This window comes from Pseudomonas sp. EMN2 (genome assembly GCF_009650555.1).
In the GTDB taxonomy this organism is placed as follows: Bacteria; Pseudomonadota; Gammaproteobacteria; order Pseudomonadales; family Pseudomonadaceae; genus Aquipseudomonas; species Aquipseudomonas sichuanensis.
Genome location: NZ_VZZR01000009.1, coordinates 1 through 19874, shown reverse-complemented (window position 1 = coordinate 19874; position 19874 = coordinate 1). Strand labels below are relative to the sequence as shown.

The following is a 19874-nucleotide window of genomic DNA, read 5'->3' as shown; positions in this document are numbered from 1 at the left end:
TAGGGCGAGCAATCGGGTATCGTTTGCAACGTGTAATATTATTAAATCATGTTGGTGGGCAATGAAAAAAACGCTGATCTTCCTCGCCATGGCCGGCGTGCTGGCCGGGTGCGCCACACAGCCGCAGCGACCGCTCATGAGCGAGTCCGACCCCGCGGTGCAAACCCTCAACGATGCCGCGCAACGTGTGGCCAGGGCATCCGAGCAAGCATCACTCGCCCAGTCGGTGCGCAACCAGCGAAATCGCGTCACCCAAGAATTGAAGGTTGACCTCTCCAAGGTCTCACCTGAGATGCGAGCGCCTTTGCTGCTCGAACAAGGCTTCAACGGCGAGCTCGAAATTTTCATCAAGAGCATCGCCAGCGCGGTGGGTTGGCCAGAGCCAGTGATCGTCGGGTCCAGGCCAGGTATTCCGCTACTGGTTACCTTCACCGAACAGCGGAGGGCGCCAATCCTTTGGATCGCCGATGCCGGCTACCAGGTCGGTGAGACGGCTGATGTCCGGGTCAACTCGTCCCTGCGCCAGATCATCATCACTTACAAGTCGGCGAAGGGCGCTCGGCCCTTCAAGTAACGAGGCATGTCGATGAAGCGTATGAACTTCGCAGGCGTAGTATTCGCCTGCTTACTGGCGGCCCAGGGCGCCTATGCGGACGATGGTGAAGGTGGTGGGGGCGGGGGATCGTTGTCTCCGAAAGACCTGACGAAGGAGCAGATTGACTCGTGCAATGCGAACCTCTGCCTTGGCGAAACAGGCAAGGACCTCGTTGAGTGCGAAGGCCCGCTGAAGCAGCTGAATGACATGAAGAAAAAGAAGCGGCCAGCCTTCTTGGCCATCTGCCCGAAACGATAGGACGGCTTTGATTTGCCGCTTTCAGAACAGCAAATGCTGGTGGTCAACCACCCACCGACACAGCACGCCGTAGTTCTCGCCGTGGCAGGGTCAGGCAAGTCCACAACCATGGTGGAGCGCATCGGTTATCTGATCGAGGGGTTTCGATTTGATCCTGCTCATATCATTGCGGTGATGTTCAACGACTCTGCAGCCAAGGAAATGACGGGCAAGTTGCAGAGGCGCTGCGGTAAGCGAAATGCACCCGAATCAGTGACATTCCACCGGCTGGGGACGCTGACCACCAAGCGGTTGGTGCAAGGTGGCTTCATGGAGAGCTGGGAGCTCATCGCCGATGTAAATATGGCAAATCGCTTCGCTGCTGAGTCGATCGCATCGGCATGCAAGGAGCATGGCCACCGTTATCCTCGCCTTGTCGCGCGAGATTTCCTGGGCTTCGTCGATCGCGTAAAAAGCGACTTGTTGCCACCAGCTGAAGTATGGCGGAAAGGCCAATGGCCTGCGCGATACGACTGGTTTGTGCACTGGTTCCATCAATTCGAGAACGATCGGCGCAGCAAGAAGGTTCGGCTCTTCTCCGACCTGATCTATGACCCGGTACAGGTTCTGCTCAATAACCCTGCCGCGGCCAAATACATCGAATCTCGCTATGCCCACATCATCCTGGACGAGTACCAGGACATCTCTGAGAGCCAGCAGGTCCTGATTCGGTTCAACGCCGGCGTTTCAGCAGTCGTGATGGCGGTCGGGGATGACGACCAAACGATCTACGGCTGGCGCGGAGCCAAAGCCTCCTACATCCTTCGAGATTTCCACAACGACTTCCCAGGCGGGAAGATCTACAAGCTGAACAAGACCTGGCGCTACGGGCACGTGATTTCGTGCGCTGCAAACTACGTGATTTCAGGCAACGATGATCGCGCAGAGAAGCTGTGTATCTCTGGTGAAAAGGCGCCTCAGACGAAGCTCAATCTTGAGTATGAGGTCGTCAACGGAGAGCCGCGCATAATCCAGGTGATCAACCGTTGGATTAAGCAAGGGGGCCAGCTTTCAGACATCGCCATCCTGGTGCGAGCGTACTCCCACTCGGCCGATACCCAGTTCTACCTGCTGGAGCGCGGGATTCCGTTCCGTTTGGAGGGGGGCGGTGATGAAGCCTCGGTGCTTGCCAACAAATGGGTGGCATCGCTGATCGGGTGGATGCAACTCGCGGCCGGTCAAATCGCGGAGCACCCCTACAGTGGCGAACCGGACGCGGGCTCGATCAAGGAAATACAGAAGATCATCAACGTCCCAAATCTGCTCCTAGGGTGGGAGCGAACCTGGAATCTCGCCAAGCTGATTCTGCAGCACCCTGAGGGAGGGGAGGGCTTCTCTCGCTTCATATCCGACCACATCGACTCGCAGTATCAGTCAGCGATTGATCGACTTGCACGCCGATCTAAGCTGTGGTCGAAGCTCCGCCTGATTGGGAAAAGCGGTAAATTCCCTAGGCCTGATGCGTTGCTCGACGAGTTGATGTACTTCCTGGACATCAAGAACAGGATTGAAAGTGAAGTTGATAAGCCAGAAGAGGCAGACCAGATACTGGAGTTGATTGAGGCCTTCAGGGCTTATGTAAAACTCAACGCCAAAGGGCGTACGCTGCCCCAGTTAATGGATCATATTCGCGACCTCTTAACGGTGTCTGAAAGGTCCCAGAAGGACACAACGGCGATTCAGATTTTGAGTCTTCACAGGTCTAAAGGCATGGAGTATCCATGTGTAATCATGCCAAGTTTGTCGCAAGGAAAGTTCCCGATCGTACCGAGGTCGTTACCAGAGTGGCAGATCATTGAGCATCTAGCGGATGAACGCCGCCTATTCTATGTCGGTATGACGCGCTGCATCAAAGAGTTGAATTTGATCGCTCCTCGAGACCCCAAATTGGATCCTTGGCTAAGGGCTTGTAAAGGTGGTAACTGTGATGATGTAATACCGTTCTCTAAAGATCCTGGCAGAGCTAGTCAGTTTCTCTACGAAAGCAATTTGCTATTGAGCCAAGCGCTTCCTGCTATTCTCGCTGGCAGCAAGGGCCGCGAGACGTTGAAAGCGTCCTCACCTGAGTTGCTCAATCAGTACCTGCGCGAGCTTGGACATGGTTTCCAGGTTCCGAAAATTCATCACAAGGAATTACCTGCATGAACCTCGTCCACGAGTACCAAAGCTGCGAAGACCAGATCAAAGCCCTGCAGGCGCGGATGGCAAAAATCAAGGAAGACCCGAACTTCGCCAGGGAGCGTGAGTTCGAACAGAAGCTGCGCGAGCTGATGGCCGAAAACGGCAAGTCGCTGCGTGACATCATCGCCATGCTGGACCCAGAGTCGGCATCGTCTCGCGCGAAACCACAGCAAGCCGATGCGCGCCAGCAGCGCAAGCCGCGCCAAGTGAAAATCTACAAAAACCCGCACAACGACGAAGTCATCGAGACCAAGGGTGGCAACCACCGCGGCCTTAAAGCGTGGAAAGAAGAGTACGGCTCCGATGTCGTCGAAGGCTGGCTGCAGAAGTAATCGCCGGCCAGAAGAAAGCATGTATAACCCACCATCGGTGGGTTTTTTATTGGCTGGCGCTGGCGTCGGCGTTCAGGCAGAAACTGCTCACTATGATGAGCGCGGAGGTACGATGGAACAAAGTAATTTTGGGGTCGCCCTCGAAGCGGCTTACAAGGATGGGTACGAGGAAGGCTTCCGTGACCGCGACAATTCTGGAGGTCGCGACGCTGGCGCTGCTTGGAAGCACTGGATTACCGAAGACGGGCAACAATTTGCCCGTCAAGCTGCCGCAGATGCTCCCAATGAGGACTCTCTATTCAGCAAGGCGGTGAGCAAGTTGCGTGTGGCTATGACCCCGCTGCGAAATGCATACACCCATGCCGCTCGTGTGGACGCGCTGAATCGTGTGGACGGCATGCTGCTCATGCTCAAAGTAATCGACGTGATCGATGCGGACACAGTGCAGCGGTTGGTCCAAGAAATTCGTGACGCCGATAGCGCCGGCGCAAGCCGTACCGAAGCCAAGAGCGCCAGCGGGGTGGTTAGCCGTTGCATGCGCGATGACGTGATTCATGCGCGGGCTGACGCCTTGATGTCGCTGCAGGACGCCCTGGATAAGGTCCGTCAGGCGTCGAACAAGGGCGACCTTGAGCACAGCTGCTTTGAGGTTGAGCGTCAGCTGATGAACGCATTCCCAGCCTACGTTGATGAAGACGAGCTGGTGGAGTGGCGGGTCTCTATCGTGACTGCGAAATCACAACGAATCGAGCAGCTGGTGTGAAACTGACTGTGAACGCTCAAACGGAAGAGCGGCCGGCGCCAACGAACCACACGTTGCCTTGGGCGTGCAGGATCTGTCGCTGGGCTTGTTTGTGCTCTTGTACCTCAGTGGGTCACTGATTGGCGGGTTGGCTCTTGCCATGCATTGGTGGCTGGCCACACTGGTTGTAAACCCAAGCCAGATGCAGCACCTCGCGATGCAGGATGCTGCTCTCTTCGGGGGGCGCCCTCAGTGACCTGCTCCCCCTGACCTTTGGCTTGTAGTTCAGCGAGACGTTCACGGTCGCACTAGACTTGAATCCCTCCCTTCAAAATCGAGGACGTCGCCATGATCATGATCGATGCCGAAAAGTTGAAGCCCGCCCTGGAGGCTTGGCAGATTGCTGCTGCATTCGTGGTCCTATCGTCGCAATCGGCCGACGCTGCATTCCTTCGCGGCGAGCATAAGGACGCCGACCAGATGGCGGAGCGAACCCAGCAGGCCCTGCGCACCGTGGAAGATAAGGCGTACAACCTGACGAAGCTGGTCGAGGCGCTGATCTACCAGGCGGAGCATCCCTACGGTTGATTGAGGGCTTCGCCATGTCGCTAATGATTGATGCTGCACCGCTCAGAATGGTGATGGTCGCGGTGGAAGGCGCTCGCCAGGTTCTGGAGAAAGCCGATTACAAGTTGAGCTTGGCCGGTGATCGGGTCAGTGCCTACACCTTCGATCAACTGAGAGCCGAGCAAACAGACGCCTACACGAACTACGCCCGGTGCACTATCGAGTTGTCGCAGCGCCTGGCCGAGCTGGTAAGGCAGGCCGAAGCAGAGTAGCGGGGCCGTCTGATTTTCCGTGATCTTTTGCCTTGATAATCACCGAGGACGGCAATAGTCTTTGAGCAGGCAACTTGCTGCCTGCCCCCTCCGCCATTTGGCATGGTGAAAGCAAGGTTCACATCCTAATGGTGATTCTCACCGGCAGGTCGCAATGGAGGGACGACACGCGATGCGATGCCGGAAATCTGAGAACACATCATGAGCACTCTTGAAAGCCTCAAGGCGCAAGCCAAGCGCCTGCGCAACCACCTTACCCGCCACAACATGCCTCTAACGCATAGCCAGAGCCTTGAAGCCGTCGCGGCCTTACATGGCTACCGCGATTGGAACACGGCGCATTCCGCGTTGAGCCGGGCACCTGTTATCGAAACCGCATTGCTGCTGGAAGTGACCCAGAGCAGTACAGCCGATCTTTTGGAGCGTGACCTACAAGCGTTGCTGCGTATGGCGCCGCAGGCTATCCGTTTTCAACTGGAGCAGGGCCTCAGCGTGGAATTGGTACGTGTTGCCCAAGCGCTTGCGGCCCAGGTAGAACGAGTTGGCATCAACGTGTCATTCAGCCCAGTCCTTTGCGATGGAAACAGGGTGTACTGAGGCGCAGGCGATGCGCGGTTGCGTTTAAGCGGCGTCCCGCAACTTTCCGTGAACACCGCGCCGGGCCTGCTGGTATGCTGATCAGGAGGCCCGCCGCCAACTCTCTCAGGATCGATCTCGACCCCCGTCTAATCCTGACAGAGAGCCCCCATGACTACCCGCCGCGCTGCATCCCTTCGCCCTCACCAGTTCCGTCACCTGATCCGAGTTGCTTCCGTAACTGGCCGCATGCCTGAGCGTGACGTGATGCTGCTCTGGATCACTCACACAACGGGCATTCGCGTGACCGAGTTGGCTCTGCTGGAGGTGGGTGACGTGCTCTACCCCAGCGGGGCGATCAGGCCAGAGGTCTACCTACGGGCCGAGATTACGAAGGGCTGCGCAACATCTACCTGACCCAGCCGAAGTGTCTCGCCAGTATCGAGCAGTGGATAGCCGTGCGCCTGCGACGCGGATGGGGCGTCAGCTCCGAGGTTGAGTATCGAGGCCTGCGGCCCGATTCGCGCCTGGTGATGACGCACAAAGGTCAGGCTTTCGAGCTGGCCTTCAAACACCGCGAGCTGGAGAGCGGCCCCGAGGTGTACCGAGCCTGTGACGCGCTCCAGCAGACGATAAGCAGGCTCTACAGGCAGGCCGGCATCAAGCTGGGCAGCTCGCACAGTGGGCGCCGCTCGCTGGCTGCCAGGGTGCTTGCCGCGACCGGCGACGTGGAGACAGTGCAGACCATTCTGGGACACCAGCACCTCGATCACAGCAAGCCTTATCTGAGCGTCGATCAGGAGACCTTGCGTCGCGCATTTGAGATTGCGCTTTAGGCACTTCCAAAGGTCAGCACAACTGACCATAATGGGAAGCGATTATCACGATTCTGGAGTTTGGCCGTATGGCTGATGATTCAAAGCAGCAGTTCCCCCGTGGGGATGTTCGCCGCCTGCTGCGCCTCGCGCTAGCTATGGCTGAGCTTGAGCGACCGACGCTAAATGCCTTGGCCGCAGAGACTGGCCACCACAAGCAAACCATCCTCGACGATGTTCCACGCCTACGTGAGCAACTGGGCGTCCAGGTGGAGAAAGAAGGGGCCGAGTACAGGCTTGTGGATTGGGGGCCGGTGGTCAAAAGGACAGGGATAAAAAAGCTCTTGCAAGGTCAGATGGGCTGACCTAATATGGCGTCAAGAGCAACACTTACAGATCGGGGAATCAGTCATGAGCAAGAACGAATACGTTCAACGCGCAAGGAACCTGAATCAACAGGCCATCGGCTATCGCTTGAGCGGTACTAAGCGCACGCTGGAATGGGCCGCTGATGCCTGCAAGCGTCGGGACGAGTACATGCAGCAAGCACGCGCTGCCCAGGCATAGGAAAGCGCTCAGCAGCACCCCAAGCCCTGGCCAAGCCGGGGCCGCGGCGGTAGTGGGGCGCGGTTTGCACGCCCAGGATCGAGGAAGAGCAATGACAACGAAATGGACAGTAGTTCGCTTCCCTGATGGGAGCTGGAGCACAGGTGGTAATCCTGACGACCCTGACTTCGCCCGTTGCGAGGTGTATCAGGTAGAGGCAGCTGGTCGTGACGAGGCTGAAAAGCTGGCAAAGGCTGAGCGCCGAAAGGCAGCACGCCGCAAATTGGATCAGTGAAGGAAAACACCATGCCCAAGCCAGATTTGATCCAGCAAGCCCGCACCGCTAACCGTTTCGCTCTGCGTGCGATGCGTGAGGGTTTGCCCCGTGTTGCTCAGCTCTATCGCGAAGACCGTGAGGCCTTTATCGCGACCGCCCGAGCAGCTTAAAGGCAGATCGCCTGCCCCAAAGGAAAACGACAGCCATGAACCACGCAGAGCTTTGTGAAGTCGCCAAAAAATGGCTTGTTCGCCCGAACAGTCAGCGCGGACATGGCTGCCACGTCGCTTTGTCAGAGTGCCGATCCGGCTGGGGTGGTGAAATGCCAGACGCTATCGGCTACCGCGCCGCCAGTCGAGTGACTGAGACGGTAGTGGTCGAGGTGAAGGTTTCCCGTGCTGATTTCCTGGCTGATGCCAAGAAGCCGCACCGCGCTGAGGGTGCAGGGATGGGTGTTTACCGGTACTTCATGTGTCCCGAGGGTTTGATTCAGCCCCATGAGGTTCCTGCGCGTTGGGGGCTACTATGGGTCAATGCTCGCGGCAGGGTAAAGGCAGTGCTTGGCCCAGTCGCTCTGTCTAACAACAGCGGGACGTTTGATGCTGTCGCTGCGGCTTGGCAGCACGCCCGGAATGCCGAGCGTGAAACGTGGCTGCTGATCAGGGTCATGGCCAGGATCGACGATCCAGACAAAGTGAAGAACTCAATCAACGCCGCCCAGCGTGAGCAAGCGCGATTGGTCACTATCTGCAACGCGCAGGCTGATGAAATCAGAGCCTTGAAGATGCAGCGTAGTGGGATTGACCTCAGCGGAGAGATACCCAAAGCCACACCACGCCGGGTGACCCCGGCGAGTGTTTGAACAATTCAAGGAAAACTAAATGAAATCGCTCAGTTGCACCCCAAGCCCTGGCCGTCAAAGGCCGGGGCCGAGTCAGTAGAGAGGGATGCTTTTTGCTCCCCAGGATCGAGCAGGAGTTGAAATGGCACGCACCGACCCGCAGCACAACCACCGATTTGACAGCGTAGCCCTCAAAGAAATGATTGCAGCGGCAGCAGCTGCAAACGGGCGCAGCTTGACAGCAGAAATCAATGCGCGGCTCAAACAAAGCTTTGAATCGGGAAATGAGGGTGCCATCAAGCAGGAGGCTTCGACCTTGCCTGCGTTGCTGGCTCTGGACTCCAAAGTTGAAGCGCTGTGCCGTCACCTTGGCGTGAAAGCCGAAAGTTGAGGGAAAGCAACATGAAAGTAGATGCGCCTGATACGAGCATTGCTCAGAGTGCCGAGAACCGCTGGAACGCTGAGGCTGATGAGTTCAATCAGTGGGGTGCCTTGGGCCAGGATGAAAAAGATGAGCTCATCGTTGCTGAGCAAGAGCGGTTGGTCAGCGCCGAGCGCGCTGGCGTTATCCCAAGCAACGCCGAATAGCACGGAAAGCGACCAGGCACACCCCAAGCCCCGGCCCTTGCTGGGGCCGAGGACATAGAGAGGGATGCTTTTCGCTCCCCAGGATCGAGCAGGACAACGATGGCGAACAAACTCCAGGGCATAGGGCGGCAAAATCCGTTTTCTTTGCGCCTTCCTCCGTCTTTGCGCCTGCGCTTGGAGGTTCAGGCGGAGCGTGGGAACCGCTCGCTCAACGCGCATATCAATCTCTTGCTTGAGCGCAGCCTGAGCGAGAACCCCATCGTTACAGTGACCGGTGGAGTAGAAGAACCGCTCAGCCGTCACCCATACGGGGTTCGCATGCCGGAAGCGCTCAAAGAGCGCCTCCAGGCCGCTGCTAACGAAAGCGGATGTCCCTTAAACACTGAGCTGATCATGCGCCTGGATTTGGCCGAACGAGCAGCGGACAAAGGCGGCATTGTCGAGCGGCCTGCCGAAAACCTTTCCCATAGGCCAGAAATTACTGCTGCGTGGCTACGCCTAAGCCGGGCTATCGACGTAATGCTCAGTGCAAGCGCTCTAGATTTGAGCAAGGCAGCTGTCGAGCTTCGAGCCGCCAAGGCGGCATACGAACGGCAGTCCTCCATTGGTTCGCTTGTATCTCTGGCTTCGGTCGAGGTGCAGTCCCACAAACCTGAATAGCACGGAAAACCCGCTGCATCCCACGGCCCTTGACTGGGCCTTTTGCAGTACCAGGGCGCGGCTTTCGCGCTTCACATGCTAAGGAATGAACTGCATGAGCAATGAAAATGTGGTGATGGTTACAGCCAATACCAAAGACCTGTTGGGGATGTCACCAGCAGCCCCAGAAGCGATCCTGTCGAATTGTCAGGTGCAGATCGAGCTTGCTCCGAAGGGCGATGTTGCAACCCTCGATTTGGCCAATGCTGGGCATTGCGTTGTGACCTCACCATCGAACTTCGACCAGGCCCAGTGGGAGCGTGTCCAGGGCATGACAGCATCTGCCAAAAACATCGTTGCCCAAGCCAGCACTCACGTCTTCCTCAAGCAGTCGCAGTAGCACGGAAACCGCGACCATGGCGAAATTGAACCCTGAGCGGATTGCCGCCGTAATGCTTGAGCTGGCAAGTGATTTGCGCAGCAGGGCAGAGCAGATCGAGCAGCAAGCAAGGGAACTGGTGGAAACTGGGGATTTGGACGCGGCGGTCGTTGCCCTCAGCGCGGCAGTCGGAACCCAAAATCTGAATGTCGGCAAGCTGTTGAACATCACGATTCGTGAGCTTCAACGAGATAACAACTGATCCAGGAAAACGCCCAGGTACGCCCAAGCCCAGCCCCCGCGCTGGGCCGAGGCCGTAGAGGCGCACCGGATAGGCCGGGCGCATCGAAGGAACGACCTATCATGAAAACCCGTATCACCTTGGCCGCTGCAGTGGTGGCTTTGCTGTCGTTGAGTGGCTGTGCCACCCCGGCGCAGATTGAGCAGCAGAACGCGCAGCTCGCAGCCATCAACGTGACGCTGACGCAGATCCAGGAGAATCAGCTGAAGTCCCAGGAGTACCAGAAGGCCCAACTGACGTTCCAACAGCAGCAACTCAACCACCAGTTGCAGCAGAAGTAATCGGCATGCCCTGCAATTCGCGGGGCCTGTCGGGAGTCGATTCACAGAGTCGATTGCCGACAGTCACAGACACGGAAAACGGCGATGGCTATCCCTGAACCCTATGACACTCACCCGCTGATGCTTGCCCCAATAATGCAGGCGGTGTGGGCCATACCTGATTGCGTGTTGTGGGTAGTGGGTGACACCTGGGTCAAATGCGAGAACGGCGTTTATTTCGCCGGGGCCGATGAGCAAGTGAGCGCTCAGCACGTGTATGAACTTCTTCGTGACGCGCAGGGTGATGTGTATCCCTGGACCGACTATTGAAGCCCAATCCCAGCCCCCGCGCTGGGCCGAGGCACTAGAACCCACCCCCTCACATTCGCAAGGAGCCCCACCCATGACCGCTGCCACGCCCCTGACCGATCCGGTCACCATTACCCTGTCAGGCATTGACCTGGCCGCGCTCAATGCGTACCGGGCCGCCCGCCTGGCGTATGCCCGGCGGGATCTGAGCAGCGCCGAGGCCAAGCAGGCTAAGGCCGAGCTGCAGCAGGCGGAAAAGAACCTGGCCACCTCCGTGCATGTCCTGACGCGCCAAGCCATCGCGTAACCGAACCCCCACCCTTTTTCTACGCAACAAGCCCCACCCGCCGCCGTCGCGGCGCGTGCCGGCCTCAACCCCCGCAAGGAGCCCCACCCATGAGCGTTGTTTGGCAAGCTGACATTTTCTGCAACGGCCCCGGCGGAAGTGGCTGCAAATCCTCTGTAGGGCTCGATTTCATCGAGCAGGGCGAAACCTATTGGGACAGCACCAAGGGTGCCGCTGCGGGCGCTTGGGAAGTGGCCAAGGCGAACGGCTGGAAGCTGCGCCGCTTGCCTGGCCGCAACATCCACCTGTGCCCGCACTGTGCAGCCCTGCCCGAGTAACCGAACCCCCACCCGCCGCTAACGAGGAACACGCCCATGGATCGTGGCTATCGCACCGGCCGCAAAGGCCAGCAGTTCGGCATACCCAAGCCCAAGCGCGGCCTGTGCCCGCGCTGCGGCAAGAAGGGCCTGACGCGCTGGAAGCCCACCCCGAACGGGATGTTCCGCGACTGCCAGTATTGCCTGCTCGGCCAGGGGCATCACACCTGGGAGCTGCAGCAGGCCGCGCTGGCCGCCCAGGTGGCGGGCGAGGTGCCGCCGGCGCCGTAATGGCTCCGTGCCCACGGGGTGCGCGTAAGTGAGTTTCTGTTGAATCGAGGCCCCCGCCTCACCGCTGTCAGGACGCCAGTTGTAGCTGATGTGGTCCCCAATCTATGTCGAACTGGGCGCCCACATTGATGCAAGACGGATTACTTAGGAAATCGCTGCCGCTCCTACAGCCCGCCCAGTCGCGGGCTAAGCCAGTAGAAGAACCTAATTCAGAGGATGAGTCATGGTTACAGCAGCACACTATGCCGCAAATGCGCAGGAACTGTTGACCGGTTTTGGAGTGCATCAAGCCGCGGAAGGCGTGTGGTCATTGACTGACGTGCAAACGGCTAGTGAGGCCTACATTCACCATTCCCAGCAGCCGGCAGCTCTGGCCGCATATGCAGCTGTGAACCCTACGTTTGCTGCTGGACGGTTTCCGAGCTATGCCCTGGTTGATCTGGTCGACAAGATCCCGTGCATGGATTATGCAGAGTACGCGGCCCTGGCCATCGTCTGTGGTGCGCCACTGCCTTCTTTCAATGGCTCCGATGCGCGAGCGAAGATCTTCGGGCATGCGGTTTGGAGCATCGTTGACAAGTACCAGCTACATGGGTGCTTCGAGCGGCACAACCAGGTGCGCCCGAGCAACGGGGATCACTACAGCTTGCGTCCACGCGGCTATGCCTGGGCTGGTGATTGGAGTGCGGTTCCAGATGCCCTCAAAGCCATGCGCAAGGCCTATCGCTCTATGACACCTCTCCAACAAGTAATGACGCTGACCGTCATGCACCTGTACCGCCAGGGAAAAGACAAGATGTTCCTGACTGGAGGCTGCCCAACGAAGATACATGCGGCCGAGGCGTTGAACATCCTGCGCGACCATTCGGCTTTGTCCGACTGGGGCCACCTGGTTACCCACTACGCCGGTTGGTAAGGAAAACGCCGCCATGTCCCGGCCAAGTCATACCAGTTCGAAAAGCGTGAAGATGACCGCGCTATGCCGGTGGTTCGAGCGCAACCCGAAAACCTTCGCCTGGGAGGCGACTGATAACGAGGTCGTGGCATGTCCGGCGCTGGTTGGGTGGCGGTTTGTGACGATACAACTGCCTTCGGGGAGCAATATCAGGAGGCAGCACGGGTTCGCGGACAAGTCGCCAGAGGGCGGGCCGCTGGTGGTGCCGCCAGAAGCGACGCTCGGCTACACCTTCGGGCGTCTGTATTTCGGCAGTAAGGTATCGTCGGAGATGATTGAGTTTCGCCTGGTCCCCGTGGCCGACGGCGCTTAGTAAAGGGAAAGGATCGATGAATAACGCCCGCCGCAAGGAACTGGCCGAAATCACCACGCAATTGCAGGATCTGCGTGAGCGCATCGAGCAGCTGCAAGAGGAAGAACAGGAAGGCTTCGACAACCTGAGCGAAGGTTTGCAGCAAACCGAGCGCGGCCAGGCGATGGAGCTGGCCGCCGGACAAATGAGTACGGCTATCGACGCCGTTGAGCAGGCAGTGGAAGCCCTGGAAGAAGCCCAGGCGTGATCCACGCCGTTACCAAGGAAATCGCCGCCGCTCCCTAGCCCGCCCAGTGCGGGCTTTCGAGGCACCAGGGCGCGGCTTTCGCGCCTCACATGTCGAGGAATGAATCGACGATTACGATCTGCCATTGCGTGCACCAGCTGGCCAGCCTGTCCCAACCGAAATGAACCCAAGCACTGCAGAGTAAATCTGCACAACCGAACTAAATCGCCGGCGCCCACCAAGCAGCAAGCTTCTTGCCGCACGCGGTGGTTGGCTAGCTGGGGTCATGCCGCCAGTCGCCAGACCCAGATAATTTTCGATCAATTGCACTCCCAGCCCTGGAATCAAAAGGGGTTGAGGTCGTAGAAGCGGGGCGTTATTCGCGCCAGCTAAAAGAGGTGACGTATGAAACTGGATCGAATCACAGGTATTACTGAGAACCACAGCCAACACCTGAAAGGGTTCTGCACCAATCCGGCGTGTGCCCCCGGTGCGGTCGGTCGGCGGGTAACTGAGCAGCCAGAAGGCTGTCAGAAGCTGCCGGAGGATGTGCACCTGTATGAGTGCTTGCGTTGTCAGCATCGCTTTGAGGTTCAACACCCGTCATCAGTACGAGCAGAAGTGGCACTTGTGGTTTCTCCTCGGACTGCGAGCATTACTGTGCCATGTCCTAGGTGTGGCCACCGCTGCGAGTACAAGGCAGCAAACTGGGGCATGGCGATGCCGGGGGGCGTATTCCCAGTTGCACCCCACGCAGACTACGAGAAGGCCTACTGGGTGGATTGCAGCGGGTGTCACGCCATGTACGTGATCCGGCCACAATACGATGAAGCACACAAATCGGTGATAGAAAATTTGTCGGCTCTAGTTCGACAACTAGCCTATCGACTCAGCGGGGCAGCGCCAGATAGCGACCTCCCGGCGAAAGCGCTGGACTACTTAAAGCGCGAGGGTCTGCAAGGTAGTCCACTGCGCAGCGCTGATGAGCAGTGATCCGAGCCCTTGGTAGATGCGCTAGCTGCACGACCTGGCGGATACGGCCAAGAACTCCAACCCCAGCCAGAAGCTAAGCAGTTAAGGGATAACGACCAATGAGCGTCACGGCTGAAATCGAAGCAATCATGGCATCATCGGACACCAGCCATTTTCCAGTTTTCGGCGTGAACTACATTCCGGCTTCCGTCACCCTGGGCGGGTGCGTGGGATGGGCCAGTGATGAGCAGGAGGCGTTCAAGCTTGTAGAAGGCCTGCAAGAAACGCAGGAAACCGCGTCGATGATGAGCCGCCAGTTTGGCGTGGAATATCGCCTAGCGGGGGTCAATAAAGAGCGCATGATCGTCAAGGATGAGCAGGGTCCTCACTACAGCTCGACGCTCGGACACCACCGTTACCAGGAGGTTTATCGGGCCTACCTTGACTGCAAACGCGACCAATAGGAAAACGTCGCCCATGAAACATGCGCTGGCCCCGGTGAGGGGCCTAGAGCAAAAGTGCTATTCGGGATGGGTAGGCCATCCCAAATAGCATTTCAACACGGCAGCCCACAGCCTGTCGTCCTCGCCGGAAACGGTATGGTGAATGTGGGAATAGACGAAGCTTGTTGGCAACCATTGCCAGGCATCGAGAACGAGGACTCCGACAACGCAATGCGTCAACCTGGCTCAACATGGAAACCAGCAAAATGACTTCAGAAGCTCTTAAGGTCCGCGCTAAAAACCTGCGCAACGCTGTAGAAGGTATGTTCCGCGTCTCTGTGACCCACTCGCAAGCTCTTGAGCTTGTGGCCAGGGAAGAAAACTACCCTACTTGGGACGCTGCCTGTGCATCCTTCAAGCCATCGAGCACACAAGATGTAGGCAAAATTGGTGCACACGAAGTGTCGAATCTCAGTGTTCACCAGATGCTGGCTCCGTCCAGCAGCTCGGGTGCGCTGATCGTCGTTTGGGGCGTTACGGGGCAAGGCAAAACATCGACTGTGCGGGTAATCGTTGAAGATTTGATAGCACAGCAAGATGCTGACAAGCCCACCGATATCTTGCATGTCGGGCTCAAGGAGTTTCCCTATCCCGAACGAGTGTCCGCACGCTACATCCCTGGAGCGGAATCTATCCTCCGTTCTGGTCAGATTACCGAGTCGCTGGTAGTGGTGGATGAACTCCGAGATCCATACGCTGCGTTCGAGGTTGTCGCGATGGTATTGGACGGTGCCAAAGTGATTGTGACGCTCCATGCAAAATCGCCTGTAGATCGGCTCCGGGCTTTGTTGAAAGCGCAGGGCATGGGGGAGCTGTTGCTGGAGCGCTTGCTTGAAAATGGTCAGGTGATGGCGATCACTGCGAGACGATAGCAAAAGGCGCATCGAGCGGCGTTACGCCGCTCGTTCTCAGTTAAAGGAAAACGCTGTACCCCACAAGCCCAGCCATGCGCTGGGCTAAGGGCGTAGAGAGAGACGGATTCTCCGCAGCTCCGTATCGAGGATCTTTCATGCAACATAAAGGCGATTTGATTGTGACCGACCATCAGCAAACGTCCGGGCAGATCACCGGCACAACCTACGTGAAATCAGGCGGCGTATTGATCGCCCGTGGCCAGCTGGCCGGTGGACTGATCATCGAGGCAGGAGGCAAGGCAGTAGTTCACGGGCAAGTGGCCCGCAACGTCGTGAATCACGGAACGCTTGAACTGCTTGGGCAAGTGGCCGGGCGAGTCATCGGTAATCCTCCTATCAACCAGGTGAAATCGGAGCAGATCATCGGCAAGGATCTGGAGGTTCCTTTCCGAGGCCAAACCAGGTCTTGGTCTTCGACCAACTGATCCCGGAAAACAACGCATGTCCACTGAGCAAACACCTGAGTCGCTGACCGAGTTGCTTGTAAGTTTGATGCCTGGCGGTGACGACCGCCGAATGTGGCGTGATGGCATGGCCAACGCTCTTGAGCAGGTAGCCGCGACTGACGACCTTACCCTGCTTCGTGCTGCCAAGGGCGCTGATGAGTTTGAGGTTGGCTTCATGGAGTTTGTGTCCAACTTCCCAGGAGTCGAGATCGTGCCAGCCCCGGATGGGGGCTTCTACGGCTTCACACTGGTGCTCGTGAAGCTTGATCGCAACCTTCGTGGCGAGGTGCTGCGCGCCTATGCTGCCGAGCTGAGAAAGATTTAAGGAAAACGCCCGGCTGTTGCATGCCGGCGCTTAACACAACGCAACAGGAAAATTGCGATGAAATCTTCAGAAACTGAAGGGTACAACCCCCTTAGCCTATTGGTTCTTTTAACGGTCTTGTCGACCTGCGGCGGCATGACCTTACCCAAGGCCTTCGATATCGACTGGTGGCTAGGGGTTGGTTTGGCGGCGATGGTGACTGTCTCTATCTTCGGGGTGCTCTTCTTTTACCGAGAGATAGCCAAAGGCTTGTCCCATACTCGAAAAGAAGCTCCCTCCAGTGAAGTGCCAGGGGTACAGGGCCTGAATACAAAACTGGATGCTCTTTGTAAGCACCTTGGGGTCGACACAGCAAGATAAGGAAAACGCCCAGGTGCACCACAAGCCCAGCCGTCAAACGTAGGGCCGAGGCCGTAAAACAGGGTACTTTCGACCCGTGGAATCTGGAGTAACTCAATGGCGCATTTTTGGGACGTTTACCAGGGCGACAAATGGATAGACGAGGTTACAGCCAGTAGCCCAGGGCAGGAGGTGGAAGAGGTGTTTTTGAAGCATGGACTGGTTTCCAAGGACGGAATGAAAGCCGTCGAATTCAATCCAGACGCTAACGATTGGAATGTTCACTGGACTCCATATCGAAATCCGGAGAAACCTGATAGGTACGTTAGCGCGGTCATCAGGCTCGTGGAAAGTGTTGAAACCAGTGATGACCCTGAAAATTTCCACTCCGGCCCGGATTACGACGTGTACGAAATCACCGTTGAGACTGGCCCTGAGCGTGCCTTCTTGATGTGGTTTGAGCAGGAGAATGAGTACGACTTGTGCCGAGTAGGTGATACGTCCCAGTTCCTGGATATGGGTGGCCCCAATACGCCAGTGGATGGTGAAGTCATCGACTTCACATTTGAGGAGTTTTTCCCCCTCTGGCTCGATGCGTCTGTGCGCGTGGCTCATGCTGAAATAAACAGCATGTCGCGTGATGCAATCGCCAGTATGGCATTGAGCTGAATCGACAAGGGTAATCAGGGAGGTGGCCATGTCTTGGGCAGATGCAGCGGCGCCGGTCGTCGCAGAAGTAATTCGCCGCGTGGGACGGAGCGACATGAAGGCGCTGCGCAAAGCGTTGACCGAGGCATACCCATGGGGCGAGCGAGAGAACACCCCGTACAAGGCATGGCTGGCCGAGGTGCGCCGGCAGTTGGGCCAGCCGCTGAATGCGCCGAAGGCAGATCCTGCGAACACACAAGCTGACATGTTCAACCAGCGGTAGGAAATCGCCGCCATGCCCCGGCCAAATCAGAGCAGTTCGAAAAGCGTGAAGATGATCGCGCTATGCCGGTGGTGTGAAGGCAATCCGAAAACCTTCGCCTGGGCGGCGGCTGATGACAAGTGGCGGCATGTCCGGCGCCAGTTACCCATAACGCCTGAACCCCCACCCTCATTATTCGCAAGGAGCCCCACCCATGACCGCGACCCCCGCCCCCGCTAAGCGCGCCCCGGCGCTGTTGACCGAGCCCGTCACCCTGACCCTGGCCGGCCCCGACCTGGCTGCCTTGAACCGTTTTCGCCAGGCCAGCTATGCCTACCTGTGGGCCAATGGCGGGGCGCCGGCCGAGGAAGACCGCTTTGAGGTGTCAGGCCTGCAGCTGGCAGGTGCTGGGCAGTAAGGTCGAGGACGACGCGCTGCTGCAGGTGATCTGGGATGCCGATGACGCCTGGAGCGAGTTGCAGCTGAAAGTGGCCCCGCGCAAGAACTGAACCCCCACCCATCAAGATCGAGGTCAGCCCCATGAGTGACACCCCACACGACCCGCGCAACGGCTTGCCGCTGCATGATCTGGGAAGAGTTCGCTGCACACTACGGCCCTTGACTGGGACTTTGACAGTAGGAGCGGGGCACTTTTGTATTTTTTTCTGAGTCCGACACTACGCCTAAGGAGCACAAGACGCCGTGGCTGGCCAGCATGGCGGTCCGCGGCTTTGTGTTGCAGGACGACCAGGCGCGCAAGTTCATTAGTCGTGAAACCCGTGCGCAGGCCTCGCAACTCTGGCAAGTTGGGGTCTGACGTTGATCCGCGACTTGACGGTCTCTCCGCACGCTTGGTTGGGTCGAGCAACGCGGGTTTATCAACAACTTGATTGGAAGTCGACCATGGACGATCTTCGCGCCGTCGAGCTCTACGCTCAATTCCGCACCCATTACCAAAAGCACAGTCCTCTGCCGATCGTCCAATCAACGCATTTATCAGGCGGGCGCACCATGACCGGCGCGATGATCCCGTTCGTGGAAAGCGCTTCCGACTTCTTGCGTGAACTGTTCAACTCGATCAACGACTTCAGGCGCTGGATACTCACACTCGAAGCGTGGGGCCATGTCTATGACGGCTGCGGGGACGAAGACCGCCTATCCATACTGGTAGAGCATATCCGCCCGTTCGCCACGCTTGCCTTGAACGGGCCTCAAGCCATTCGGGGGAGAATAATCCATGCAGCAGCAGTCGGGTGCAGCCATGCCAATAATCTGCTCCACCGCGCCAATACGTCCCTGCAGTGGGATGGAACTGGCCATTTAACCATGAAGGTTGCTTCCAGGATTGGGCAGCCCTGGGCGAGTTGGAAGACCTTGGCGCCGCTGCTGAGTGAAAGACTGGGTCATGGCCCGATACATGACCTGACCGATGATTTCCGAAACCAGCACGAACATGGCCACCCGCGAAATATTGGTCTTGGCTTAACGGCATCGGTGGTAGTGAAAGAGAGGGGTAGTGGGCAGCGAAGCTGGTCGATAGGGTCCAGGGAGGCGATTTCAATCGCCACAGTGATCGAGCAGACATCTGAACAGCATGCTCTGGCGGTGGAAGCGTACGGCTTGTTCTGTGCGCTTGCCAAAGAGCAGTTCGAGGCCCTCATCGCGTACACCAGCGTGCTGCTCCCGCGATAAAAGATGACGGTGGCTGCTTGTAGCAAGCGGGAAGGATGGCACTCTTTTATGTTCCGTTAAAAGGAACTATAATAAAGATCTGCTCGTTCTTGCATGAGCGGATCATCATTGGCCAGCTAGGAGATTTCCGTGCAGATTGCTCATCACTTTAAAACTGGGGAGGTTGCCGTTTCGGTTCCATCCTGTGGTGGATCTTACGATCTGTACACCGACAGCAACTGTGTCGAGCACATAGGCAACGCAGCCTCCATATCGGAAGCCAGCCGGATGATTTCGGGCCTCAACGATGAGGACGAGGAATACCCAGGCTAGCCGCTGGCGCTGCAGTCAAAGCCCGCCTCTGGTGCGGGCTTTTTCTATTCTGCTGAGGCTGGGGGATGACAAAGCCTCGCACCCGATGTGGCTGGGTGCGACTGTTTGTGCTGAGTAGGACGATCGGGCCTACAGCGCAGCAATCCGCGCATGCTGTTCGGTGAAGTTGGCCAGGGCCTGCTCCGACTCGGCCAGCTTGGCGCGTTCTTTCTCGATCACCGCAGGCGGGGCCTTGTCGACGAAGGCGGCGTTGGACAGCTTGCCACCCACGCGCTGGACTTCGCCCTGCAGGCGCTGGATTTCCTTGTTCAGGCGTGCGAGTTCTGCGTCCTTGTCGATCAGGCCGGCCATCGGCACCAGCACTTGCAGGTCACCCACCAGCGCGGTGGCCGACAGCGGTGCTTCGTCCTGCTCGCCCAGCACGGTGAACGACTCGACCTTGGCCAGTTTCTTCAGCAGGGCTTCGTTTTCCTGCAGGCGGCGCTGGTCGTCGGCGTTGGCGTTCTTCAGGAACAGCGGCAGCGGCTTGCCCGGGCCGATGTTCATCTCGGCGCGG

Annotated in this window: 35 protein-coding genes and 1 pseudogene; 35 read left to right on the top strand and 1 reads right to left on the bottom strand. The window is 57.9% G+C overall.

Features of this window, described 5'->3' with window-relative positions; translation table 11 throughout:
- Positions 1-61 precede the first annotated feature (61 nt).
- The 35 genes from F6X61_RS02430 to F6X61_RS02260 all read left to right on the top strand — a co-directional run bounded on the left by F6X61_RS02430 (position 62) and on the right by F6X61_RS02260 (position 19006).
- A complete protein-coding gene (locus F6X61_RS02430) occupies positions 62-574 on the top strand; it encodes a DotD/TraH family lipoprotein (protein ID WP_153785217.1) in 513 nt (170 codons plus the stop codon).
- A gap of 12 nt (positions 575-586) precedes the next feature.
- The gene (locus tag F6X61_RS02425; RefSeq protein ID WP_153785216.1) at positions 587-853 is read left to right on the top strand and encodes a hypothetical protein; all 267 of its coding nucleotides are present in this window, start codon (positions 587-589) and stop codon (positions 851-853) included.
- Between the two features lie 33 nt (positions 854-886).
- On the top strand, positions 887-3037 hold the full coding sequence (locus F6X61_RS02420; protein WP_153785215.1) for an ATP-dependent helicase: 2151 nt from the start codon (positions 887-889) through the stop codon (positions 3035-3037).
- Positions 3034-3405 (top strand): histone-like nucleoid-structuring protein, MvaT/MvaU family, encoded by a 372-nt coding sequence (locus F6X61_RS02415; protein ID WP_153785214.1) that lies wholly within the window; start codon positions 3034-3036, stop codon positions 3403-3405. Before F6X61_RS02420 ends, F6X61_RS02415 begins: the two co-directional genes overlap by 4 nt.
- Positions 3406-3424: 19 nt before the next feature.
- Entirely contained in the window at positions 3425-4168 is a 744-nt protein-coding gene (locus tag F6X61_RS02410) for a hypothetical protein (protein ID WP_153785213.1), read from the top strand.
- Positions 4169-4495: 327 nt separating this feature from the next.
- A complete protein-coding gene (locus F6X61_RS02405) occupies positions 4496-4735 on the top strand; it encodes a hypothetical protein (protein WP_153785212.1) in 240 nt (79 codons plus the stop codon).
- Positions 4736-4749: 14 nt separating this feature from the next.
- Positions 4750-4986: a hypothetical protein gene (locus F6X61_RS02400; RefSeq protein WP_153785211.1), complete on the top strand. Its 237-nt coding sequence runs from the start codon at positions 4750-4752 to the stop codon at positions 4984-4986.
- A 201-nt stretch (positions 4987-5187) separates the two neighbouring features.
- Positions 5188-5583, top strand: a complete 396-nt coding sequence (locus F6X61_RS02395; protein WP_153785210.1) for a glyoxalase superfamily protein — start codon at positions 5188-5190, stop codon at positions 5581-5583.
- A 437-nt stretch (positions 5584-6020) separates the two neighbouring features.
- A complete protein-coding gene (locus F6X61_RS27170; RefSeq protein WP_256671269.1) occupies positions 6021-6398 on the top strand; it encodes a tyrosine-type recombinase/integrase in 378 nt (125 codons plus the stop codon).
- A gap of 68 nt (positions 6399-6466) precedes the next feature.
- Positions 6467-6742, top strand: a complete 276-nt coding sequence (locus F6X61_RS02385) for a helix-turn-helix domain-containing protein (RefSeq protein WP_153785208.1) — start codon at positions 6467-6469, stop codon at positions 6740-6742.
- A 46-nt stretch (positions 6743-6788) separates the two neighbouring features.
- Positions 6789-6944: a hypothetical protein gene (locus F6X61_RS02380; protein ID WP_153785207.1), complete on the top strand. Its 156-nt coding sequence runs from the start codon at positions 6789-6791 to the stop codon at positions 6942-6944.
- A 285-nt stretch (positions 6945-7229) separates the two neighbouring features.
- Positions 7230-7370: a hypothetical protein gene (locus F6X61_RS02375; protein ID WP_153785206.1), complete on the top strand. Its 141-nt coding sequence runs from the start codon at positions 7230-7232 to the stop codon at positions 7368-7370.
- Positions 7371-7405: 35 nt separating this feature from the next.
- Entirely contained in the window at positions 7406-8062 is a 657-nt protein-coding gene (locus F6X61_RS02370) for an adenylosuccinate synthase (RefSeq protein WP_153785205.1), read from the top strand.
- A 121-nt stretch (positions 8063-8183) separates the two neighbouring features.
- A complete protein-coding gene (locus F6X61_RS02365) occupies positions 8184-8432 on the top strand; it encodes an Arc family DNA-binding protein (RefSeq protein WP_178125742.1) in 249 nt (82 codons plus the stop codon).
- A gap of 11 nt (positions 8433-8443) precedes the next feature.
- On the top strand, positions 8444-8629 hold the full coding sequence (locus F6X61_RS02360) for a hypothetical protein (RefSeq protein WP_153785203.1): 186 nt from the start codon (positions 8444-8446) through the stop codon (positions 8627-8629).
- A gap of 99 nt (positions 8630-8728) precedes the next feature.
- Positions 8729-9289, top strand: a complete 561-nt coding sequence (locus F6X61_RS02355; RefSeq protein WP_153785202.1) for a hypothetical protein — start codon at positions 8729-8731, stop codon at positions 9287-9289.
- A gap of 94 nt (positions 9290-9383) precedes the next feature.
- Positions 9384-9668, top strand: a complete 285-nt coding sequence (locus tag F6X61_RS02350; protein WP_153785201.1) for a hypothetical protein — start codon at positions 9384-9386, stop codon at positions 9666-9668.
- Between the two features lie 16 nt (positions 9669-9684).
- Complete coding sequence (locus F6X61_RS02345) at positions 9685-9909, top strand: hypothetical protein (protein ID WP_153785200.1); 225 nt, start codon at positions 9685-9687, stop codon at positions 9907-9909.
- A 101-nt stretch (positions 9910-10010) separates the two neighbouring features.
- Positions 10011-10229 (top strand): hypothetical protein, encoded by a 219-nt coding sequence (locus F6X61_RS02340; protein WP_153785199.1) that lies wholly within the window; start codon positions 10011-10013, stop codon positions 10227-10229.
- Between the two features lie 84 nt (positions 10230-10313).
- Positions 10314-10538: a hypothetical protein gene (locus F6X61_RS02335; RefSeq protein WP_153785198.1), complete on the top strand. Its 225-nt coding sequence runs from the start codon at positions 10314-10316 to the stop codon at positions 10536-10538.
- 73 nt (positions 10539-10611) lie between these two features.
- Complete coding sequence (locus tag F6X61_RS02330; RefSeq protein ID WP_153785197.1) at positions 10612-10824, top strand: hypothetical protein; 213 nt, start codon at positions 10612-10614, stop codon at positions 10822-10824.
- An 89-nt stretch (positions 10825-10913) separates the two neighbouring features.
- A complete protein-coding gene (locus F6X61_RS02325) occupies positions 10914-11141 on the top strand; it encodes a hypothetical protein (protein WP_153785196.1) in 228 nt (75 codons plus the stop codon).
- A 36-nt stretch (positions 11142-11177) separates the two neighbouring features.
- Positions 11178-11411 (top strand): hypothetical protein, encoded by a 234-nt coding sequence (locus F6X61_RS02320; protein ID WP_153785195.1) that lies wholly within the window; start codon positions 11178-11180, stop codon positions 11409-11411.
- A gap of 223 nt (positions 11412-11634) precedes the next feature.
- Positions 11635-12327, top strand: coding sequence for a hypothetical protein (locus F6X61_RS02315; protein WP_153785194.1), 693 nt, complete (start codon positions 11635-11637; stop codon positions 12325-12327).
- A gap of 13 nt (positions 12328-12340) precedes the next feature.
- Entirely contained in the window at positions 12341-12679 is a 339-nt protein-coding gene (locus F6X61_RS02310) for a hypothetical protein (RefSeq protein WP_153785193.1), read from the top strand.
- Positions 12680-12695: 16 nt separating this feature from the next.
- Positions 12696-12926, top strand: coding sequence for a hypothetical protein (locus tag F6X61_RS02305; protein WP_153785192.1), 231 nt, complete (start codon positions 12696-12698; stop codon positions 12924-12926).
- A gap of 1070 nt (positions 12927-13996) precedes the next feature.
- A complete protein-coding gene (locus F6X61_RS02300; protein ID WP_153785191.1) occupies positions 13997-14341 on the top strand; it encodes a hypothetical protein in 345 nt (114 codons plus the stop codon).
- A 230-nt stretch (positions 14342-14571) separates the two neighbouring features.
- On the top strand, positions 14572-15252 hold the full coding sequence (locus tag F6X61_RS02295; RefSeq protein ID WP_153785190.1) for an ATPase, T2SS/T4P/T4SS family: 681 nt from the start codon (positions 14572-14574) through the stop codon (positions 15250-15252).
- A 137-nt stretch (positions 15253-15389) separates the two neighbouring features.
- Positions 15390-15719, top strand: a complete 330-nt coding sequence (locus F6X61_RS02290) for a hypothetical protein (protein WP_153785189.1) — start codon at positions 15390-15392, stop codon at positions 15717-15719.
- Between the two features lie 16 nt (positions 15720-15735).
- Positions 15736-16065, top strand: coding sequence for a hypothetical protein (locus F6X61_RS02285; protein ID WP_153785188.1), 330 nt, complete (start codon positions 15736-15738; stop codon positions 16063-16065).
- A gap of 57 nt (positions 16066-16122) precedes the next feature.
- Positions 16123-16425 (top strand): hypothetical protein, encoded by a 303-nt coding sequence (locus tag F6X61_RS02280; protein WP_153785187.1) that lies wholly within the window; start codon positions 16123-16125, stop codon positions 16423-16425.
- Positions 16426-16521: 96 nt separating this feature from the next.
- Positions 16522-17073: a hypothetical protein gene (locus F6X61_RS26885; RefSeq protein ID WP_178125741.1), complete on the top strand. Its 552-nt coding sequence runs from the start codon at positions 16522-16524 to the stop codon at positions 17071-17073.
- 28 nt (positions 17074-17101) lie between these two features.
- A complete protein-coding gene (locus F6X61_RS02270; protein WP_153785186.1) occupies positions 17102-17335 on the top strand; it encodes a hypothetical protein in 234 nt (77 codons plus the stop codon).
- Between the two features lie 193 nt (positions 17336-17528).
- Positions 17529-17732, top strand: a complete 204-nt coding sequence (locus tag F6X61_RS02265; RefSeq protein WP_153785185.1) for a hypothetical protein — start codon at positions 17529-17531, stop codon at positions 17730-17732.
- Between the two features lie 485 nt (positions 17733-18217).
- Entirely contained in the window at positions 18218-19006 is a 789-nt protein-coding gene (locus F6X61_RS02260) for a hypothetical protein (RefSeq protein ID WP_153785184.1), read from the top strand.
- A 441-nt stretch (positions 19007-19447) separates the two neighbouring features.
- On the opposite strand, the pseudogene F6X61_RS02255 reads toward F6X61_RS02260, so the two are convergent.
- Positions 19448-19874: pseudogene (locus F6X61_RS02255) on the bottom strand (valine--tRNA ligase); the annotation flags it as partial.

Excerpts from the sequence above, each read along its gene's own strand:
- F6X61_RS02350 (WP_153785201.1), top strand. The coding sequence starts at position 9,384 with ATGAGCAATGAAAATGTGGTGATGGTTACAGCCAATACCAAAGACCTG.
- F6X61_RS02335 (WP_153785198.1), top strand. The coding sequence starts at position 10,314 with ATGGCTATCCCTGAACCCTATGACACTCACCCGCTGATGCTTGCCCCA.
- F6X61_RS02395 (WP_153785210.1), top strand. The coding sequence starts at position 5,188 with ATGAGCACTCTTGAAAGCCTCAAGGCGCAAGCCAAGCGCCTGCGCAAC.
- F6X61_RS02265 (WP_153785185.1), top strand. The coding sequence starts at position 17,529 with ATGACCGCGACCCCCGCCCCCGCTAAGCGCGCCCCGGCGCTGTTGACC.
- F6X61_RS02370 (WP_153785205.1), top strand. The coding sequence starts at position 7,406 with ATGAACCACGCAGAGCTTTGTGAAGTCGCCAAAAAATGGCTTGTTCGC.
- F6X61_RS02345 (WP_153785200.1), top strand. The coding sequence starts at position 9,685 with ATGGCGAAATTGAACCCTGAGCGGATTGCCGCCGTAATGCTTGAGCTG.
- F6X61_RS02425 (WP_153785216.1), top strand. The coding sequence starts at position 587 with ATGAAGCGTATGAACTTCGCAGGCGTAGTATTCGCCTGCTTACTGGCG.
- F6X61_RS02415 (WP_153785214.1), top strand. The coding sequence starts at position 3,034 with ATGAACCTCGTCCACGAGTACCAAAGCTGCGAAGACCAGATCAAAGCC.
- F6X61_RS02305 (WP_153785192.1), top strand. The coding sequence starts at position 12,696 with ATGAATAACGCCCGCCGCAAGGAACTGGCCGAAATCACCACGCAATTG.
- F6X61_RS02355 (WP_153785202.1), top strand. The coding sequence starts at position 8,729 with ATGGCGAACAAACTCCAGGGCATAGGGCGGCAAAATCCGTTTTCTTTG.
- F6X61_RS02280 (WP_153785187.1), top strand. The coding sequence starts at position 16,123 with ATGAAATCTTCAGAAACTGAAGGGTACAACCCCCTTAGCCTATTGGTT.
- F6X61_RS26885 (WP_178125741.1), top strand. The coding sequence starts at position 16,522 with ATGGCGCATTTTTGGGACGTTTACCAGGGCGACAAATGGATAGACGAG.
- F6X61_RS02375 (WP_153785206.1), top strand. The coding sequence starts at position 7,230 with ATGCCCAAGCCAGATTTGATCCAGCAAGCCCGCACCGCTAACCGTTTC.
- F6X61_RS02410 (WP_153785213.1), top strand. The coding sequence starts at position 3,425 with ATGTATAACCCACCATCGGTGGGTTTTTTATTGGCTGGCGCTGGCGTC.
- F6X61_RS02360 (WP_153785203.1), top strand. The coding sequence starts at position 8,444 with ATGAAAGTAGATGCGCCTGATACGAGCATTGCTCAGAGTGCCGAGAAC.
- F6X61_RS02315 (WP_153785194.1), top strand. The coding sequence starts at position 11,635 with ATGGTTACAGCAGCACACTATGCCGCAAATGCGCAGGAACTGTTGACC.
- F6X61_RS02295 (WP_153785190.1), top strand. The coding sequence starts at position 14,572 with ATGGAAACCAGCAAAATGACTTCAGAAGCTCTTAAGGTCCGCGCTAAA.
- F6X61_RS02270 (WP_153785186.1), top strand. The coding sequence starts at position 17,102 with ATGTCTTGGGCAGATGCAGCGGCGCCGGTCGTCGCAGAAGTAATTCGC.
- F6X61_RS02260 (WP_153785184.1), top strand. The coding sequence starts at position 18,218 with ATGGACGATCTTCGCGCCGTCGAGCTCTACGCTCAATTCCGCACCCAT.
- F6X61_RS02340 (WP_153785199.1), top strand. The coding sequence starts at position 10,011 with ATGAAAACCCGTATCACCTTGGCCGCTGCAGTGGTGGCTTTGCTGTCG.
- F6X61_RS02430 (WP_153785217.1), top strand. The coding sequence starts at position 62 with ATGAAAAAAACGCTGATCTTCCTCGCCATGGCCGGCGTGCTGGCCGGG.
- F6X61_RS02400 (WP_153785211.1), top strand. The coding sequence starts at position 4,750 with ATGTCGCTAATGATTGATGCTGCACCGCTCAGAATGGTGATGGTCGCG.
- F6X61_RS02290 (WP_153785189.1), top strand. The coding sequence starts at position 15,390 with ATGCAACATAAAGGCGATTTGATTGTGACCGACCATCAGCAAACGTCC.
- F6X61_RS02405 (WP_153785212.1), top strand. The coding sequence starts at position 4,496 with ATGATCATGATCGATGCCGAAAAGTTGAAGCCCGCCCTGGAGGCTTGG.
- F6X61_RS02320 (WP_153785195.1), top strand. The coding sequence starts at position 11,178 with ATGGATCGTGGCTATCGCACCGGCCGCAAAGGCCAGCAGTTCGGCATA.
- F6X61_RS02365 (WP_178125742.1), top strand. The coding sequence starts at position 8,184 with ATGGCACGCACCGACCCGCAGCACAACCACCGATTTGACAGCGTAGCC.
- F6X61_RS02325 (WP_153785196.1), top strand. The coding sequence starts at position 10,914 with ATGAGCGTTGTTTGGCAAGCTGACATTTTCTGCAACGGCCCCGGCGGA.
- F6X61_RS02285 (WP_153785188.1), top strand. The coding sequence starts at position 15,736 with ATGTCCACTGAGCAAACACCTGAGTCGCTGACCGAGTTGCTTGTAAGT.
- F6X61_RS02330 (WP_153785197.1), top strand. The coding sequence starts at position 10,612 with ATGACCGCTGCCACGCCCCTGACCGATCCGGTCACCATTACCCTGTCA.
- F6X61_RS02300 (WP_153785191.1), top strand. The coding sequence starts at position 13,997 with ATGAGCGTCACGGCTGAAATCGAAGCAATCATGGCATCATCGGACACC.
- F6X61_RS02380 (WP_153785207.1), top strand. The coding sequence starts at position 6,789 with ATGAGCAAGAACGAATACGTTCAACGCGCAAGGAACCTGAATCAACAG.
- F6X61_RS02310 (WP_153785193.1), top strand. The coding sequence starts at position 12,341 with ATGTCCCGGCCAAGTCATACCAGTTCGAAAAGCGTGAAGATGACCGCG.
- F6X61_RS02385 (WP_153785208.1), top strand. The coding sequence starts at position 6,467 with ATGGCTGATGATTCAAAGCAGCAGTTCCCCCGTGGGGATGTTCGCCGC.
- F6X61_RS02420 (WP_153785215.1), top strand. The coding sequence starts at position 887 with ATGCTGGTGGTCAACCACCCACCGACACAGCACGCCGTAGTTCTCGCC.